This window comes from Baaleninema simplex PCC 7105, from assembly GCF_000332355.1.
Lineage (GTDB): Bacteria > Cyanobacteriota > Cyanobacteriia > Cyanobacteriales > Geitlerinemataceae > Baaleninema > Baaleninema simplex.
This window is the reverse complement of the sequence record NZ_KB235959.1, coordinates 179,999-198,812: the sequence shown is the minus strand read 5'-3', so window position 1 is coordinate 198,812 and position 18,814 is coordinate 179,999. Positions and strand designations below refer to the sequence as shown.

The following is an 18,814-nucleotide window of genomic DNA, read 5'->3' as shown; positions in this document are numbered from 1 at the left end:
GTCCTCTTCGTGAAAGCTAAATTCGGACTCGCACGCAAAATTTTCAATGTTTCGCAGCGATGCTTCAGACAGGACGATCGACTCGTCTCGATCGCAAATATTTACATTTCTACGACGCGAATAAATTGCAACAGGTTCCCAGCTCGGTAGACTCGTCGATAACGACCGGTTAACTCTTCAGCACGAAGGAAAGCAATTCCCAAAATCGCGAAAAATTAATTCTCGAGTCGGTTTCTTTGGGTCGGTTGTTGCAGCGATCTCACGGGTGGTGGCGGCGATTGGCATATTGCCCGTGAATATTGACCGAATAGGGAACCAAGTACGTTAATACTCCCGAAATCCAGCGATCGCGCGTCATTTTTCCCTTCAGTAATGCCGAACCGTGGTTGAGGGCAAATAGCAACGTTCCCACGATCGCCGCCACCCGCAACGCCGTCGGTCTGAATTCCCGATCGAGCAACGCAGCGAAAAACGATTGTTTCATAACCTCTTTTACAGCGAACAGTTAACAGTTAAAGACCTGAGCGTCTCCAGTACCGTATACCGTATAATGCGCTTTCTATCTTCTATCGGGTGCATCTCACTTTCGCAAATACACAAGTTCGGCAATTTGTCAATATCTTCCTCAAGGACTGCTAGAAGGGGATTTACTCTTTTAAGTATTTATACTTATCGCAGAATTGAGATGCACCCCATCTGCCGCCATTCGACTGGATTCGCAGAACGTACCACAGGCTGGAATCCTGACTTTTGAGATTACTTTGTAACTGATTTAGGATGGCTAGAACAAAAACCGAGCGATTTAACAGTACTTAATAGGTCTCGTGTAAAACTTTGAGCCGATCTTGTAAATCGGCCATCAAGCGTTTCGCGCTGCGTTTAGGCGCACCATCAAAATAGTCGTTGACGTCCATCGCTTCAGCGATCCGAACTCGCACGTCACACCGCCACTTCGGGGTTCCCGTACTGTAGCGAAGGCTGATGGGAACGACATGAATCTCAGTATCGGGGTGTTGTTCGAGAACTTGCATCGCCAATCGTCCTAAGCCGGGTTTCATGCGATAAATTTGTTCGGGGTCGGGATTGCTTTTTTCAATATTTCGTTTGACGAAAAAAATGTTCGCTTCTGGAAAAATAACGAGCATTTCTTGCTGTAACAATAAGTCAATTCCGTGTCGCAAACTTGCAATGTCTACCCGGTTTAAATTGACGGGAAACGCTCCGAGCCGACGGACGATCCAACCTTGAACTCCCTTCGTTTCGTTCGCGGAAGTCATGAACCTGGGATCGCGTCCGGTGACGCGACGACCGGCGAGATAAGCAACGAGAATGGGGTCCCAACGCGATCGATGGGTAGGTGCGAGGATTACCGTTCCTGACTGGGGAAGGTTTTCTTGTCCTCGTACGTCGATATGTCGGAAATACGCAGGTAATACGACATAGTGAGCGAGAGGATAGAGAATTGCACTCAGCCACGGTGAAACTCGAGATGAGACTGAGTTACTGTGATGGGTTTTGGAAGTTTTGGTGTGTTTTTCAGGCAAGTTTAGCTGAGTCATGTGGCTCGATGGAAGAAGACAAACGCAACCCTGACATGGGTAGTCGTCTCCTACCTTAAGCCTATCGCGTTTGCTTGTCTGCGAAACTGCGGACAGTTTAAAACGGTGTCTGTGCTATAACACCGCGATCGATTGCGATCGAGGAAGCAGGGGAGCTTCTTCAGGGAAGAGTGAAGAGGGAAGAGGGAAGAGGGGTAACAGTTTCACCCGATCTCCTCACGGGTGACTGTCTTCACTGCTCGCTGTAGGCGACTCCAGCAGTCGGCGGGCTAAGGCACAATCGAAATAGTTCGCGTCTGCGAGGGTTCCCGCATTTCCCGATAGCACTTCAAACGAGGTATCCGGTTCTCCCAAACTCCCGAGGACTAATGCTGCACCGCTAAACTCACTGTGGCGAGTATAGTCGTTGACGGTCACGACGGTTGTTAACCCCGCACTGAGAGATGCTTGTAAGCCGTGGGGGGAATCCTCGAACACCAAGCAGTCTTGAGGGGTCAACGCCATTTTGTCGAGGACGTAGTGGTAAATGTCCGGGGCGGGTTTTTTCGCGGGAACGATATCTCCGGCGGCGATTTCCTCGAACCAGTCGGGATCGAGGTGTTTTTCGAGTAACGCGATGGCGTTGGGAAGGGCGCTGGTGGTGGCGATCGCCAAACGCAGATTTTCGCGGCGAGCTTCGTCGAGGAGACGTTTGACCCCCGAACGCAGGGGAATCGCGCCGTCGTGGAGGAGTTGGCGGTAAATTTCAGTTTTGGTCGCGTGGAGGCGACGCACGAAGGCGTCGAGGTCGCTGGGAGGCTCGAAATCGCTTTGGTAATGGTGGATGTAGTGTTTGAGGCGTTCTTTTCCCCCCGAAACGGAAACGAGTTTTCCGTAGAGTGCGATCGACCAATCCCAATCGAGTCCGGCTTCGGTGAAGGCGCGGTTAAACGCGACGCGATGTCCGTCTCGTTCGGTTTCGGCGAGGGTTCCGTCTACGTCGAAAATTAACGCTCTGAGTTGAGACATGGTTTTTTTCAGTCGCCAGTCACCAGTGAAGACAGTTGAGAGTTTCTGCAAGACAAGTTAAGTAAGCTTGTCAATTATCAATTATCAATTATCAATTATCAACTGCCAAACGGTGGCGTCCGCTTCGGCGATCGCGATCGCTCGGTTGTCGGGGCGAATTGCAATCGAGACGATCGCATCTTCTGAGGCGGTGACACGGGAACGGGGAATTTGCCAGCGTTCGACGGCCTGTCCGTCCAAAGTCCACAATCGCACTAAACCGTCTCCATCGACGGTGGCGAACTGCTGGCCGTCGGGACTGAACTGGCCGTCAACAGCGGCGGTTTGATGGCCGCGCCAACTCTGGACGGGGTTGTCTGCGGCGACATCGAATAGGGACAGGCTTCCGGTTTTGGCTAGGGTCAAGAGGATCGTGCGATCGTCTCGTCCACTGGTGCGCCAACGAAAGCGATCGCCCGGTAAGGTAGTCTCGAGGTCGCCGTCCAAATTCCACACGCGCACACTATCGCGCCCTTCAACGCGAGTTGCGATCGCCGTTCCGTCTGGACTCCATTCTGCGGTGGCGACGCCGTCAGCGTCGGGTTCGAGTCGGGCTAGCAAACGACCGTCTGCACTCCAGAGCAACACCGTCGCGCGATCGCGTCGTTGCATCAACACCCGCGTTCCGTCGGGGCTGAACTGTAGGCGCCAGGGCTGTCGGTCGCCGCGATCGAGACGCGCTACGCGATCGCCCGAACGATCGTACATCCAAACGGTTTCCTCAGTGTCGATCGCGACCCAACGATCGCCCGTCGGGGAAAACACCAACGCCTCGAGTCCCGCAGCGGAACTCTCGAAATCGAGCAGTTGCCGACCGTGGCGATCGTACAACACCACTGTTGTCTCGTTAAGCCCTTTCACCGCCAATCGCCGGCCGTCTGGACTCCAAACCAGAGTTTCGATGCTCCCCGAATGCTGGAATTCCGCGACGGCGTCCCCTTGGTGCGTCCAAATTCCCACCGTTCCCTCATCGACCCCCAGTAGCAGCCAGTATTGACTGTCGGGCGACCATTGCAAACGATAGACATCGTCGCCCCACCCGAAGTTCGTCAGAACGCGATCGCGGACTTGTCCGTTCGTGTCGAGCAGTTCGACGAGGGTGTCGCCGTCTTCGCTGGGAGTCAGTCGAGCGATCGTCTGTCGGTTTGGACTCACCTGTTCGGCCGCCACCGCCAATTTAAAGCGATCGGAACGGGGCGCGTCGCCGTTTCCCAGTCCCACGAAGCCGTCGGTCGTATAGGAAAGAACTCCGAAGCCGTCTGGGGTGAATTCGAGAGCTTCGACGCGAACGTCGTCGTTTTCTGGTGTCGCTTCTGCCGATAAGACTCGAGCGGCTGCGTCGAGGGGAAGTTCGATCGCGCGATCGCTCGGTTGGGGAGCGACGGCGATCGCGCTGACGAGAACGGCGAAAAATAGGGGCAGAACGCTCGATCGACTCATGGCTCACAACAGGCAACTGTTGAAAACCGTACTCGAGGAACCTCGCAGCTATGGGGAAACAGGGGACAGTTTACAAACCTCCCCGACCTGTTCCGGTTTCGCGCTCCTCCTATAACTTCCCTTCGTCTTTCCCCGTTCCCTGAACGCCACGCACGATGCGGGACAGCTCGGATTTTTCATCGACGGCGATCCGCGAAGGAGAACCGCTAATGATTCCTTCGTAGTTGCGGAACGAGTCTTTAATTTCGGGGCCGTTGGCGCTGATGGTGTATTCGCGAATGCCCGTATCGTGCCAAGACCCACGCATTTTAAAGACGTTGATCGCCCGCGACATTTGCCCGCGAATTTCCACGTACTGCAACATGATAATGGTGTCGGTAATCGTAGAAATGTGGGAATCCGTAATCGAGTGCGACCCCATAAATTGATCGGTGGTGTTAGTGAAAAAGCCCGTAATTTCTTCTTGCTTGGCGTAGCCGGTCACACCGATCACGAACTGACGGAAGGCATTGTTACTGACACCTCTTGCCAACGCAGACAGAGAGTCGATCGCGATGCGAGAGGGCTTGAAATCGACGATCTCAGTTTTGATGATCTGCAAGTGATCTTCGAGACCGGCCGATTCGGGGTAGGCGCAGAGGATTTTCAACAAGCCGCGCCGTTCCATTTCCTCGAAATCGATGCCCCAAGAGTAGGCGTTGCGAAGCAGTTGAGCGCGAGATTCTTCGTACGCGAACAGGATAGCCCGTTCGCCCTTGAGACAGCCTTCTTGGGCAAATTTGCTCACCAACAGCGTTTTGCCCGTTCCCGTGGCGCCAGTGGCGAGAATGATGGAGTCCTTGAAAAAGCCGCCGCCACACATTTCGTCGAGAGTGGTAACGCCCGAAGACACGCGCACGTTGGACGATCGCTGTGTCAGGCGCATCGCCCCGAGGGGGAAGATATTGATGCCGTTGTTGGTCATCGTGAAGGGATATTCTCCCTTCATGTGGGTGGTTCCCCGCAGTTTGAGAATTTCGATGGTGCGGCGACGCCGTTCGCCTTCGAGGACGTTACGGACGATGACCACGTTATCCGAGACGAACTCTTCAACGCCGAAACGAGCGACGGGGCCGTATTCTTCGATGCGTTCGGTGGTCATAACGGTCGTAGCGCCGAGTTGTTTGAGGCGTGCCACCAGGCGAAAGATTTCCCGACGGATGACGGGGGCGGCGTCGTATTGTTGGAAAACGGCGGTAACGGAGTCGATGGAGACCCGTTTGGCTTTGTATTTGCGAATGCCGTACTGAATGCGCTCTATTAAAGCCGACAGGTCGAAGTTGCCCACGACGTCTTGTCCTTCGGGGTCGGGGGAGGCATCGAGGATAAACAGTTTGCCTTCGTCGACGAGTCCTTGTAAGTCCCACCCGAAACTTTGAGCGTTTTTGATCAAGTCCGTGGGCGATTCTTCAAAGGTGACGAAGACGCCGGGTTCGTTAAAGTAGGTGATGCCGTTGTAGATAAACTGAATGGCAAACAGGGTTTTACCCGTACCGGAGGTTCCGCTCACGAGGGTCGTTCGCCCCCTCGGAAGCCCTCCGTGACTGATATCGTCGAAGCCCTCGATACTGGTGAGGATTTTCTCGACCGCTTTTATTTTGCGTTGGTTCTCCCGATCGGATGTACTTTCCATGTTTTTATCGAGACGTTTTTATCAAACCGTTTTTCAACCGTTGAAGGCAGCACCGTGTTATTGTACGTCCGATTCGCGATCGTACAGTTCTTCGTAGAGTAAGTCCAAGCCGATCAAGACTTTTTCTCGGTCGGATAGGTCGCCGATAATTTTACGCACGGGAGGCGGCAGAATTTTGGCGAGGGTAGGAGTGGCGAGGATTTTATCTTCTTCGGCCAGTTGGGGATTCTTCAAGACGTCGATCACTTTGAGAGCGTAAACCCCTTGAAACTCCTGTTCGAGAAGGGTGTTGAGGGTCTTGAGCGCTCGCACGGAGTTCGTGGTGTTTCCGGCCACGTAGAGTTTGAGAACGTAGGTTTTTTTGGGGGGAGTCATACGCGCGATCTTCTATCTTAATTGAGGTTGCCGAACTTGTCAAACAAAGCTGGGTCGCTGGAGAGGCGCACTTTTTTTAGGACTCTCGAGGAATCGATCGCCGATACATTTCGCATAGATGAGCGATCGTGTCGATCAAGGTCAAGCGGTAATCCAACAGGATTTCTTCGCTTCGTCCTTCTAATTTTAGCTGTTTGGAAAACTCATCCATTAAATCCATATGAATTTCGACAATATGAGTAACTGAAATATCGGCAAAAAACGCTACGTTTACGAATTCATCTATTGCTTGATTGAGCGTTGCATCTTGAGAAAAATAGTCAAGGACAATTTGACGGTAGAGTTTTTGAAGTTCTTGGAGCAGTTGAGCTTGTTCTGCACGCGGTAAGTTTCTTAAAAACCGTTGGGGGTTCCGTTTATAATACACGCCTAAGTATCCCAATCGTTCCCTCAATTTATCGGCGAGCCGCTGTTGTTTCTCCATCAGAAAGCTTTCCGTACCGGCCGCTTGCATCGATTCGGGAGCAACGGATTCGTGCGATCGCTGGGTGGGAGACAGTTTGAGGAAACCATCGATCGCCCGGTCGATCGCCTCGAAGACGCGAACCAAGCCGTCGACGTTTAGGTAAACTTCAGCATCGTGATAGGTAAATTCTTCGTTGGCGGGCGATATTTCGTCTCGATCTTGGGACGGGGTAAGAATGACAGATGGTAGCAAGACTTTGGTTTGCTTGAGCCTTTCGACGAGGGAAGGGAGGTGTTTGTTTTCTTCGAGGATCAGACAGTCGAGGTATTGTTTGTTCTGCTCGACAAATTCGACGAACTCGCGATCGCTGGTGCAGTCAGTCACGGTATAGCGATCGCTGTCGAGACACGGTTGTAGTGCTTCGACTAGGGTTTGTGTCGGAATTAAGGTGCAGATAGAGAGTTGAAGTAGCACTGAAACACAAGGGAGATTGAGGGCGGTCGAATTTTGGCGAAACAAGATAAGATCGATCGAGCAGCCGTATCGAACGGAATTTAATTTTTATTTAAGGTTATTGTAACTAATTGAAATAATAACCTGGAAAGACTTTTAATTCCAAGCGCATCATAATAAATAAGGAGGAGAGGAAAGGTCGGAGAGCGTGAAGACTGTCTCGTGTGCTTTCCCAACAGATTTATGGTTCGAGTCGCCCAAACCATCGTATTCTGCCCCGAGCTGAGGGAATTTACCCATAACGTACCCGTCTGCCCCGATTCGGTGGGAGTCGCAACCGCGATCGAGACGTTGGGAGCGCGCGATCGCGCCGTTGTCGTTGGCCTGCAAAATCAGGTGGTCGGGACAGTGGCGGCCGAGAGCTTGCGATCGGCGTTGCAGACGGGAGTTCCCCCAGACACTCCACTGGCGGATTTGTGCGATCGCTATCTCGAACCCGCCCTAGTCCTGTCAGCATCGCTAACGTTCGATCGCTTGCAAGGGGACGTTCCCAACTGGAACAGTGTAGCGTCAGAGGTGGTGTTCGTCGATGCTGACGGTGAAATCGTCGGCCTGCTCGATCGCCAGCAGTTGACTCGGGCCTTCGCCGAACGATCCGATCGCAAACCCTCCGCGATCGCCATCGAAATGCCCGGCCCGCCTTTGGCCTTTCTCGTACGCCTGCTCGATCGCTTGCCCGTTCCCTGCGAGTTACAGACAGATTCGGGAGTGGCGATCGCCCAAAACTCCGCTTGGCATAGCTGGTGGGACTCTCTGAACGAAGGCGAAACCGATTGCAGTGCCGCGCACCTGTTCGAGATCGGTTCCGAAACCGACAGTGGCTACCTCTATGCCTGTCGAGCGAACAACGGCGAGCGACAACTCTGGCAACTGACACGGATCGCGTTAGACGATTTATACGTTCTCCCAGATCTCCTCTCGAGTCGAAACGCCCTCCCCGACGCCTGGTTTCCCTGGACGCCTTTCGTAGAAGCCCTGCCGTTTCAACTGTCGGCTGGATATCGCGTGCGACCTTGCGATCTCGCCTTTTCACTTCCGACTACACCCGATCGCCTCTGGTTGGTTTTAGCCCGCGACGTGACCGATCGCCAAAAACGCACCCAAGAACTCTCGGCCAAAAACGCCGATCTCCTCCAGCTCGATCGCCTCAAAACCGAGCTGCTTGCCTGTATCAGCCACGAACTCAAAACCCCCCTCACCGGACTTTTGGGGTTGTCCAACCTCCTGCAAAACCCCAACTGCGGCCCCCTCAATCCCCGACAAACCGAGTACGCACGACTGATTTACCGCAGCAGCCGTCAAATGATGACGGTGGTGAACTACCTCTACGATCTGACTCAGATCGAAACGGGGGAACTGACCCTCAAGCCCCAGCGAGTTTCCGTGCGCGACTGTAGCCGACAAGCCGAACGGCAAATCCGCCAAGCTAACGAAGAGATAGCGTTGCCGACCTTGAGTTTAGAAGTGGCGGCCGATGCCGAAACCGCCATTGCCGATCCCGTGCGACTGCCTCAGATTCTGTCGTACCTGCTGTGGAATGCCATCGCTCGCACGCCGACGGACGGTCGAGTGGGGGTGTGCGTCGAACGGTGGAACGACTGGATCGCTTTTGTGGTCTGGGATACGGGGATCGGGATTCGCGCCGACGCTCAACCGTTCGTCTTTCAAAGCTATCAAGAGATCGTTCCGGCGTCTGACCTCGAGCGTACTGTTCCCGTGGGGTTGAGCTTGATTTTGGCTCAGCGGTTGGCGCGGTTGCATGGGGGTGAAATTAACTTTACGTCTCAAGAAGGTGGGGGAAGCCAGTTTACCTTGTTGCTTCCGCTACGAGATCTCGACGATCGCCGAGATTTACCAGCCCCAGCGAGCGATCTCCGCAACCCTCGCTTTTCCCTCGTCGTCGATGCCGATATCGCCCGAGCGACGCCTTTGATCGATGCCCTCAGCGATGCCGATTATCGAGTGTTTCTGGCGCGATCGGGTCCAGAAGCGCTCGCGAAAGCGCGACAGTTGCGCCCCGGTAGAATTTTTCTCCATCCCACCCTGCCGATTTTATCGGGATCGGACGTGCTGACGTTGCTGAAAGCTGATGCCAAAACCCGAGATTTATCGGTGGTGTGGGTGACGTCAACGAGCGATCGCCCGAAATTGCCCGATACGGTTGATGCCTGGCTCGGTTTTCCCCTCAACCGACAAAAACTGGCTGAGATTCTCGGCGATTCCCGTCAAGAAACGCCAACAAAAATCTCGCTGACGGTGTTGTGGCTGGTGGACGCTGGAGCGGCTGAGGGATCGGATGAAGCGCGATCGCCACTCGATCGCCTGTTCCATCAACACCACTATCGCGTGGTAGAAGTGGACGACCTCGAACAAGCCGACATATTGGCGAAAGTTTGGAAACCGGATGTCGTGCTGCTCGATCGCACTGGCAACTCTGACGATCCGACCGCGTATTTAGAGGTGTTCGTCCAACATTTAGATCTCGTTTCGTTGCCGCTCGTGACTCTCGATCCGCTCACGACGACCGTAGCGAATCGCGTGTTTGCCGAGCGTAACTTACCGCTACAGGTGTTTCCCTGTTTGGCAGCTCCCGATTCAGTTTCTCCTGTTTCGGGGGTTCCGGCCGTGTTGGAAGTGGTGCGAATTGCAGCGCGATCGACGCCACCGACGGCGTGAGATGTTTTTGTAGAAACTGGATCGGTTTTTGGAGAAAGGGAGAAAGGGAGAGGGGGAGAGGGGGAGAGGGGGGAGATTTAGACTCTTTTTAAGCAATCTCGCTGCTCCCCGTAGGAATATTGCCGACAACGCTCCTACTGCGAACCTCGGCTCGTTTTCGAGCGTGGCTCTCACCTAGAACTGATGGAGTTTTGGAATGGACACAACTGGACTCGAACCAGTGACCCCCACGATGTCAACGTGGTGCTCTAACCAACTGAGCTATGCGTCCTGACGATTTCTAATCGTAGCACAGCAATTTATGAATTCGCAACCCTTCGATCAAATTTTTTTTAAATGGGGTTTAACTCACGGTTGAGGAATTGTCGTGTTTCTCGAACAGGTGAAACTGCGACTCCGTGCAAACGCCGTCTAGCTGCCTATCCCAGCCATCGACGGGAAGTTGGGGAAGATAGGCGAAATCGAAGACGATCGCGATCGCGCGAACTTGTTGCCATTGGGGAAGGCTTAGCAGGCGATCGTAGAACCCGCCACCGTATCCCAAGCGATAGCCGTTGGCGTCGCAGGCGACGGCGGGAACGAGCATTAAATCCACCGACGCCGGAGCGATCGCCTCGGCTTGTGGGTGGGGTTCGCGAATGCCAAACGCGCCGTCTACGAGGGGATCTCCAAGGTTCCAGTAATGCCATGTTAGGGATTTTCCCACACAGCGAGGAAATCCCCACCGGCGATCGCCGTCGATGGCGGGACTCAAATCCGGTTCGCCGCGAAAGCTGAAATAACCGAGGACGGTTTTCGCCGATGCGAACGCCGAACTCGAGAGCAACTGACGACAGATGCGATCGCTGCGATCGCGCCGTTCGGCTTCCGACAGAGACTGGCGGGTTTTCAAGACAGAGCGACGCAAGCGCGATTTGTGGGATGTTTTCGAGTTGAAATCGGTCATCTTAGAATTCGATCGCAATTGAAGTTGAAGTGCCAACGGGTTGCAGTACAGATGCCAGCGGTAGCACAGGTTGAGGGAATTCGAGGAATCGCGACTCCTTGAGACGGGTTCGATCGAGCGTCGCTGTAAACGACGGACATAACGACTATCTTAAAATATCTTTTACAAACGTCTCTTACCTGTGAAATCAGTTCGATTTCTAACTGTACCCACCCAAGGCTAATATGACGATCGCGATCGACTTCGGAACCAGCAATACCGTTATCGCTCGGTGGAACGCCGCCACCGAACGCCCCGAACTCCTCAAACTACCGGGATTGACACGACAGCAAGGTCAAAACCCTCCCGTCGTTCCCAGCCTCGTTTATGTGGAAAACGCCGATACCGAGGCGATCGTCGCCGGACAAAGTACCCTCGATCGCGGGTTGGACGTAAAATCCAATTCCCGCTTTTTCTGCAACTTCAAACGGGGGATCGGCTCCGATATCCAAGGATTTCTCCCCGAACTCGACGGAAAATCCATCACCTTCGAGCAAGTAGGGACGTGGTTTCTCGATCGCCTGTTCGACGCCGTTGGCGACGTTCCCCTTCCCCTGGATTCCCTCGTTCTCACCGTTCCCGTCGATAGCTTCGAGGCGTACCGCCATTGGCTCGGAGGCGTTGTCGAATCTCGCGATATCGAACAAGTGCGACTCATCGACGAACCCACCGCCGCCGCCTTGGGATACGGTGTCGCCGAAGCGGACGTTTTGCTGGTGGTAGATTTCGGCGGTGGAACCCTGGATTTGTCTCTAGTTCGACTCGATCGCGGAATCCAACAACAACACAATCCCCTCGGCTTTATTCTCAAATGGGGGGATAAATCGTTTGCAGAAAAATCCGGTCAGAAAGTACAAACGGCGCAAGTCTTAGCGAAATCCGGGCAGAATTTAGGCGGTGCAGATATCGATAACTGGTTGGTCGATCGCTTTGTCGAGACCCAAAATCTCCCCAAAACCTCGCTCACCACCCGCCTCGCCGAACGGTTGAAAATTCAACTGTCGTTGTTAGACAGAGCCAGCGAAGTCTATTTCGACGACGAAACCTTTGACAGCTACGAACTGACGCTCGATCGCCCCGCGTTTGAAGACATTCTGCGAGAACATCAGTTTTTCGATCGCCTCGACGACGCCATGACGCAAGTATTGCAGCAGGCGAGACGCCAAGGACTCGAACCTCGGGACATCGACGCCGTCGTCTTAGTGGGTGGAACCTCTCAAATTCCAGCCGTTCGCAACTGGATACATCAATACTTCGAGGCGGACAAAATTCGCAGCGATCGCCCCCTCGACGCCATCGCCACCGGAGCCTTACAACTGACCCAAGGCGTCCAACTCAAGGATTTTCTCTATCATGGGTACGGCATTCGCTACTGGAACCGCCGCAACAACGCCCACGACTGGCATCCGATCGTGCAGCCGGGTCAACCTTACCCTACAGAGAAGCCGATCGAACTGTGTTTGGGAGCCTCGACGGAAAACCAACCGAAAATCGAACTGGTCATCGGAGAGCTGGGGGCAGAAAACACGGCAACCGAAGTATACTTCGACGGCGATCGCATCGTCACTCGCAGCGTGGGAGGCGATCGCACCGTCAAACCCCTCAACGACACCGACGCCGGACGCACCATCGCCCATCTCGATCCGCCCGGTTTCCCAGGGAGCGATCGGATCGAGGTTCGATTTCGCATCGACGAGCGGCAGTTTCTCCGCATTACCGTCAAAGATTTACTGACCTTGAATACCTTGCTCGACGACAAGCCTGTCGTGCAATTGAGCTGAATCGGGGGGACAGTCCAACGGCATAAATCGAGCGTTTCCATACGGTGATGGCGTTGCCACTAACTCCATCGAGCCGTCGTCTCGCCGTTGCCATCCCGTCGCTTCTACGAGAAGCGGTGCGATCGCCCGTTCTTCGCGTTTGGTTTCCTCGTTCGAGGGAGTTTCGATCGGTCGAGTCGAATCGCGAATCTCCGTCTGTCGCATATCGATCCAAACGTTGTGACCCCTTAAAACATCTGTGGGATCGGGAGGCAAACCCCCGTTTCCCGTGACGACGAAAGTATTGTTCGCCGCCGTCTCGCAGGCTGAGACCACCTGCGTCTCCGGATCGATGGGAGCGCTACTTAACTGCACGAATGCCGAACTGGTGTCGATTTCCGGTTGCGTCACGGCCACGATGCCGTCAACACCCAGTTGAGAACTGGCAGCAATGTGACTATCGCGAGACTGAAACAGACCTCGAGTCACGATCTCGATGTTTCCGCCCCGACCTTCAAAGGCATTGGCGTCGATGCTACTTCCTTCTAACAACGCGATCGTGTCGGCATCGATCGCGATGTTGCCCCCGTTACCTGCTCCCCCCGCTTCAGCACCGATCTGGCTCTGGCTCGTTAGCTGCAAGCGATCGGCGTTGAGAAAGACATTTCCCCCTTCTCCCGATAGGGTAGATGCCGTAATGCCAGCATTGCTATCGAGGATGGCTACGTCACCCGCATTGATGCGAACAGTTCCCCCGAGTCCCAAACCCTCGTTGAAGGTGCTAACCCGACCGCCATCGGCGATCGACAATCGGGGGGTAGAGAGGATTACGTTTCCAGAATTTCCCGAGAGTTCGGCCGCCTCTCCAAAACTATCGGGTAGAGAGGTGGCGGCCGATTGGACGGCTGAAAAAACTCCCTCACTCGGCACTTCTCCTCGAATCTCAATGAATTTAGCCGCCTCGATCGCGATCGTCCCGGCATTTCCCAGCCCGAACGTATTCGTACTCACCGCCCCACCGTCGCGCAGCACCAGCCGTCCTGTTGAGATCGTCACGCTGCCGCTACTCCCGAGGCTGAGACTGTCGCTGGTAATACCAGAATGGCTAAACGAATCGATCGGCGATATACCAACCGCCTCGATCGACTCGGACACGTCGAGTACGATGTTTCCGCCCCGACCGCTGGCAACGGTGGACGCACTAATCTGACCGCCATCGGCGAGGTACAAATTCCGGGCCGATACCCGAACGTTACCGCCGTTGCCAGAACCGAACGTCAGGCTATTGATGTTCGATGTCGTCGGATCGATGGAAAGTGTCGAGATCGCGTCTGGATTGAAAGGGGCTACGCCTGAGAGTTCGATGGATTCGGCCACCTCGATCGTCACGTCTCCCCCCCGACCGCTGCCAAACGTGCCAGCAGTAATCTGCGCCCCGTCCTTCATGCGTAAGTTTGGGGTCGATATCGAGATATTCCCGCTGTCAGCAGAACCGGACGCGAGGCTATTGATACTCGAGGCAATACTGGCATTGAAAGGAGAGATCCCGACGAGATCGATCGACTCGGCCGCATCGACTGTCACGTTTCCCCCCCGACCGCTGCTGAAGGTCGGCGCAGAGATCCCCCCACCGTCGATCGCGCGCAAGTTCCGGGTCGAGACCGCTACGCTACCACCCTCGCCAGACTGAAAAGAGAAACTCTCAATCGTGGAAGTATCAGCCAGATTGATGGGCGACCCGCCCACGACCTCGATCGACTCGACAACGTTCACCGTCACGTTTCCTCCCCGACCGCGATCGAAGGTACCGGACGTGACACTCGACCCATCCGCTAGAGACAAATTCCGGGCTGATACCTCGATGTTGCCGCTATCCCCAGAACCGAGGGTGTAATTGAAGATCTCGGGAGTCAAAAATGGATTGAGGGGAGAGACCTCCCGCAGTGCGATCGCATCTGTCACCGTCACGCGTACCGATCCGGCGTTCCCTTCACTGTAGGTTCTCGAACCGAGCCGAGCGCCATCGCGCACCACCAGGCGACTGGCGAAGACTTCGACGCTCGCCGCCGATCCTTGGGCGATCGTTTGGCTTTCAATACCACTCACTACTGTTGTCAAGGGGTCTGACGTGGAGCCGATCGCTTCGATCGACCCGGATGCCCGAACGCTCAGGATGCCTCCACTTTGGGGGCCGGTCGTTTGAATCAAGGCGAGGGAGCCATCGGTAAACGCGATATCGCGCCCTGCAATGCGTACGATACCTGCCCCAGATCCCGATGCGTCCGCCGTCGCCGCCTGAGAAAACCGAACGTCTCGAAAGCCCTCTACCCCCTCGTAGTTGAATTGCCAGCCCGCTGGGGCAGAATTGAGAGTCACGATGCCGTTTTCTACCGCCCCGACCTCGACTCGCCCGCTTTCTGCGGTGAGAATGCCTCCGGGCAGATCTACATTGCCCCCGAGGAGGGCAAGCGTCCGACCTGACTGCACCTCCAACCCCACGTTGCGATCGGTGCGTAGCAAGCGTTGCCCTGGGAACGGGAAGCCGTTCGCCCGTAGAATATCGGACAGGGGCGTGTCTTGGGTCGTAAATCCGTGGCCCGCACCGTTAACTTGGATGTCTCCCGTATTGGTGCCGAGTTGCAGACCCACGGGGACTGTCACCGTCAGCAGGGAAGTTTGGCTCGGCTGGGTGGCACTATACACCTCTCCGCCCTCGAACAAAACGCTCTCAGCGGTCGTACCGAGGAAGGAACCGCCGATGTCGAGGCGAGCGTTGGGACCGAAGACAATGCCGTTGGGGTTGAGTAGAAACAGATTTGCCGTTCCGTTGGCTCGGATTAAGCCGTCGATGTTGGAAATGTTGCGCCCCGTGACGCGAGTGAGGATGTTTTGAACGTCAGCGGCGTTGTTGAACAAGGCTTCCGTACCTGTGGGAACCGAAAAACTGTCGAAGGAGTGAAAGAGATTGTTTCCGGCTTCCGTTCCTCCATCGAGGGTGTAGGTATTTCCCTCGATCGAAACCTGGGAGGGGTTTACCAGCGTGCTATCGGGGACGATTTGTCCGACGGTTGGGGTAGAACTGAGTAATATAAGAAGTACAGAATTTTTTAAAATTTTTAATAGTTTAATAGTTAAAAGTCGAACACCGATCGGAGTTTTCATTGTTGGTTTTGTTGGCGAATTTTTAGTTGAGATCTTTTGTTGCAAATTATCCAAATCATGCTGTAATTGTTTGTACAATTTACATGATTTTTATCTCAAAAATCCGGACACTTTTAATCGCCAACAATGAAATTCAGATTTCGAGTTCCTCGTTGAAGTTCGATGCGGACGACAGAGTTTAGATCGACGATCGCCCCTTACCTACTGTCTGGAGTATTTTGACACTCCCACGAATAGAATTCGTGGGATTCTTGGCTCAACGATCTGGCTTACACATTTGCCTCGGAAGTCAAATGCCCAGAGGCCAATATCTCCCCAAGCGTTCGCCCCCATTTCAGAGAGCCTGTTTCGGTATGCCCTACCGTACAGTGGAGTGCCAAAAAATTGAGTCTCCGTGCTTGACGCTTGAAGTTTTTACCCACACGAGCTATTTTCCGCGCGGAACCGCCAAACTTCAGTTTTCAAGGTTCTCACCTTTCGATGCCAGGTTTTTTGTGAGGTTAGCTACCTGTACCTCAATCCGGATTTTAGCATCGAAGCTTAAAAGCTTCAACGCTACATCCCACGCTTAAAAGACGTGGGCTTTGCTCCCTCTTCTGTAAGGAGCAATCGCGTTGTGATGTTTTTTAACGTGCTGACAGACAATGTAACGTCGAAAAAGGAGCCTGACGAGACGATCGATCGCTTATTAATTCTACAGTACCGTCAGCATCGATACGCCATTGAGTCGCTTCGACTAGCTCAGAATCGCTCGCGTCGGTTGGGGTTTCGCTGGGCGATCGCGTTGAAACCAGCGCCATCGTGCGATCGTCCTGGCGTTGCTCCTCCGTCGCTTCGACGAGTTGCAGTTGTAAACTGTCCAGTTCTGTAGAAGGCGATCGCCCCTCAGAATTCACCTCTGACGGAGAAGCTTGAATTTCCGTCAACTGAGTATCCGTCCAGACCGTTTGACTTCGTAAAACGTCTGTGGGATCGGGAGGCAAGCCCCCGTTTCCGGTGACGACGAAGGTATTGTTCGCCGCCGCCTCACAGGCCGATACCACCTGCGTCGCCGGATCGATGGGAGCGCTACTCAACTGCACGAATGCCGAACTGGTGTCGATTTCCGGTTGCGTCACGGCCACCACGCCATCGACGCCCAGTTGAGAACTGGCAGTGATGCGACTCTCGGGAGACTGAAACAGACCTTGGGTGCCGATCTCGATGTTGCCGCCGCGACCTTCAAAGGCATTAGCAACCAGATTGCTGTTTTCCAAGGTAACTAAGGTATTGGCGTTGACGGTGAGATTTCCCCCGTCGCCCCTTCCCCCAGCTTCGGCGGAAATTTCACTGCCCTGGCGAAGAACTAGGGAACCGGGTACGTTGAGAACGACGTTTCCGCCGCGCCCGGAGGCCGCTGAGGCTGCGATCGTCCCCCCACCGTTGAGTTGCACCGACCCAGCATTAATCTGTAACTGACCGGCATTTCCCGTTCCCTCATGCTGCACGGAGATCGAAGTTCCATCAGCAACCGTTAGACGATTGGCGTTAATCGTCAATTCTGATGTATCTCCCGTCGGAGCGTCGGGGAGAGAAAACCGCCCTCGAACTGAAGCCGCTTCAATCTTCGCAGAAGCCGACATACTAGAAGGTGGCGCGCCCACCGGAGGTTCCCCACCCAGAAACACTGAGTCGGCATTGACGGTCAGTTGACCCGCATTACCGTAGGCGAACGTAGAAGTGATGAGAAACGCTCCGTCGCGAATTTCTAATCGAGGCGTGGAGATCGAGACGTTACCGGCATTGCCAGAGCCATAGGAAAACGAACTCACATCGCTATTCGTTAGCCGCTCTACATTAAACCCAACCAGTTCGGTCGAGTCCGAAACGTCGACCGTGACATTGCCAGCATTACCCATTCCCCGTTCGGGTAAGGGATCTCCGGCACTCGAAGCGGTCGTGATGACTCCTGTAGATAACGTCCCTCCCTCTGTAATCCGCAACCTTGAGGTCGATACGTTCACGTTTCCGCTATCGCCGCCGCCGTAGGTTCGAGTCCCTAACGTGCTGCGATTGAGAAACCGTCCCGCAGCCGTCATACCGAAACGACCGACTTCGATCGATTCGCGGGCTTCGATCGTCACATCGCCGCCATTTCCAGTTCCCGCACCGGGGAAGTACTCTCCCACCAGGCGCACGAAGGAGGCGACGTCGGCTCCCCCCGACAAAGTCAACCGACCCGTCGAGAGATTTATATCGCCGCCCTCTACGGTTCCCGAGGTAAAAGATACGATCCCGGAAGCGAGGCTGGTATCGAGTGCGTTAATTCCCGTAGCGACGATCGACTCGCTGACTTCAACGATGATATTTCCACCGAGTCCGTTTCCTCGGTTTAACGAGCGGATCTGCCCTCCCTCTGAGAGAGTTAAGTCTCGGGCGATCGCTCGCACGTCTCCCCCATTGCCCGCACTGAAGGTCGCGGTCGCAATGCCGCTCGGAAATTCGGGGTTGGCAGCATTGACGCCCGTAGCGGCGATCGTTCCCGAGGCTCGTACTAAGACTTGTCCTCCATCTCCGGCTGCTCGGGTTGCCGTTTCAATTCGCGATCCGCCGGTCAGAGACAGCGACCCCGTCGTTAGCTCGATGCGACCGCCGCGGCCGAGAGCGTTGGCTTCGACTTCGTTGGCGATCGTACTCACCCCGGCTAGGGTTGTATTCCCAGTCGCGTTAACGATGATGTCTCCAGCGACGGCCTCGGCCGTTCCCAATCCTTCTGCGAGTCCCGCTCGCAACTGGCTTGCTCGAGATAAATTCACGTTTCGGGCGCTCACGGCGATCGTACCACCGCCCCCTGATGTGACTTCGACTCGCGTGCCGTTGTCGAGCGATACGTCCGCTCTCGACAACTCTGAAGGAAAGCTCAAGGTATGGTTTCCGTCTGAGAGGGTGACAAGGTAGACGGAAGCCAGACGGGACAATTGTTTGAGAGAATAGAGGAGTCCCAAAAAAGAGGGTGGCGTTTGCGGCCACCCCAACAAAAAAATGCTACCGACATTCTACCAAGATTTTCTGCGCATCCATCTCAATGAGAAGCAAATTGGGATCTTAAAGTGGCTGGTCTGGATACTGCAAATGCATCGGCAAGTCAAATTATCGACGTTAGCGCAGTTCTTTCCTCAA

12 protein-coding genes and 1 tRNA gene are annotated in these 18,814 nt (G+C 54.5%); 2 read left to right on the top strand and 11 right to left on the bottom strand.

Features of this window, described 5'->3' with window-relative positions; translation table 11 throughout:
• Positions 1–259 precede the first annotated feature (259 nt).
• The 7 genes from nrtS to GEI7105_RS0120710 all read right to left on the bottom strand — a co-directional run bounded on the left by nrtS (position 260) and on the right by GEI7105_RS0120710 (position 7,033).
• Positions 260–484: a nitrate/nitrite transporter NrtS gene (gene nrtS / locus GEI7105_RS0120745; RefSeq protein WP_017662337.1), complete on the bottom strand. Its 225-nt coding sequence runs from the start codon at positions 482–484 to the stop codon at positions 260–262.
• A 328-nt stretch (positions 485–812) separates the two neighbouring features.
• Complete coding sequence (locus tag GEI7105_RS0120740) at positions 813–1,559, bottom strand: lysophospholipid acyltransferase family protein (protein WP_017662336.1); 747 nt, start codon at positions 1,557–1,559, stop codon at positions 813–815.
• 216 nt (positions 1,560–1,775) lie between these two features.
• Positions 1,776–2,567 (bottom strand): HAD-IA family hydrolase, encoded by a 792-nt coding sequence (locus tag GEI7105_RS0120735; RefSeq protein ID WP_017662335.1) that lies wholly within the window; start codon positions 2,565–2,567, stop codon positions 1,776–1,778.
• A gap of 84 nt (positions 2,568–2,651) precedes the next feature.
• Complete coding sequence (locus GEI7105_RS0120730) at positions 2,652–4,046, bottom strand: WD40 repeat domain-containing protein (RefSeq protein ID WP_017662334.1); 1,395 nt, start codon at positions 4,044–4,046, stop codon at positions 2,652–2,654.
• A 109-nt stretch (positions 4,047–4,155) separates the two neighbouring features.
• Positions 4,156–5,718, bottom strand: coding sequence for a circadian clock protein KaiC (gene kaiC / locus GEI7105_RS0120720; protein ID WP_017662332.1), 1,563 nt, complete (start codon positions 5,716–5,718; stop codon positions 4,156–4,158).
• 57 nt (positions 5,719–5,775) lie between these two features.
• Positions 5,776–6,093: a circadian clock protein KaiB gene (gene kaiB, locus GEI7105_RS0120715; RefSeq protein ID WP_017662331.1), complete on the bottom strand. Its 318-nt coding sequence runs from the start codon at positions 6,091–6,093 to the stop codon at positions 5,776–5,778.
• 76 nt (positions 6,094–6,169) lie between these two features.
• Complete coding sequence (locus tag GEI7105_RS0120710; protein ID WP_144053970.1) at positions 6,170–7,033, bottom strand: circadian clock protein KaiA; 864 nt, start codon at positions 7,031–7,033, stop codon at positions 6,170–6,172.
• A 222-nt stretch (positions 7,034–7,255) separates the two neighbouring features.
• Here GEI7105_RS0120710 and GEI7105_RS0120705 point away from each other — a divergent pair, with 222 nt between their 5' ends.
• On the top strand, positions 7,256–9,748 hold the full coding sequence (locus GEI7105_RS0120705) for an ATP-binding protein (protein ID WP_017662329.1): 2,493 nt from the start codon (positions 7,256–7,258) through the stop codon (positions 9,746–9,748).
• Positions 9,749–9,945: 197 nt separating this feature from the next.
• Here the strand turns inward: GEI7105_RS0120705 and GEI7105_RS0120700 are convergent.
• A tRNA-Val gene (locus tag GEI7105_RS0120700) sits at positions 9,946–10,019 on the bottom strand.
• Positions 10,020–10,091: 72 nt separating this feature from the next.
• Positions 10,092–10,694 (bottom strand): 5-formyltetrahydrofolate cyclo-ligase, encoded by a 603-nt coding sequence (locus GEI7105_RS0120695; protein ID WP_017662328.1) that lies wholly within the window; start codon positions 10,692–10,694, stop codon positions 10,092–10,094.
• 224 nt (positions 10,695–10,918) lie between these two features.
• Here GEI7105_RS0120695 and GEI7105_RS0120690 point away from each other — a divergent pair, with 224 nt between their 5' ends.
• Positions 10,919–12,514 carry an Hsp70 family protein gene (locus GEI7105_RS0120690; RefSeq protein WP_017662327.1) on the top strand — a complete coding sequence of 532 codons (1,596 nt, stop codon included), beginning with the start codon at positions 10,919–10,921 and terminating at the stop codon, positions 12,512–12,514.
• Here GEI7105_RS0120690 and GEI7105_RS0120685 read toward each other — a convergent pair.
• Complete coding sequence (locus GEI7105_RS0120685; protein ID WP_017662326.1) at positions 12,461–15,655, bottom strand: two-partner secretion domain-containing protein; 3,195 nt, start codon at positions 15,653–15,655, stop codon at positions 12,461–12,463. The two genes, GEI7105_RS0120690 and GEI7105_RS0120685, sit on opposite strands and share 54 nt — an antisense overlap.
• Before the next feature lie 626 nt (positions 15,656–16,281).
• Positions 16,282–18,669: a beta strand repeat-containing protein gene (locus GEI7105_RS33760; RefSeq protein WP_144053969.1), complete on the bottom strand. Its 2,388-nt coding sequence runs from the start codon at positions 18,667–18,669 to the stop codon at positions 16,282–16,284.
• Between the last annotated feature and the right edge of the window lie 145 nt (positions 18,670–18,814).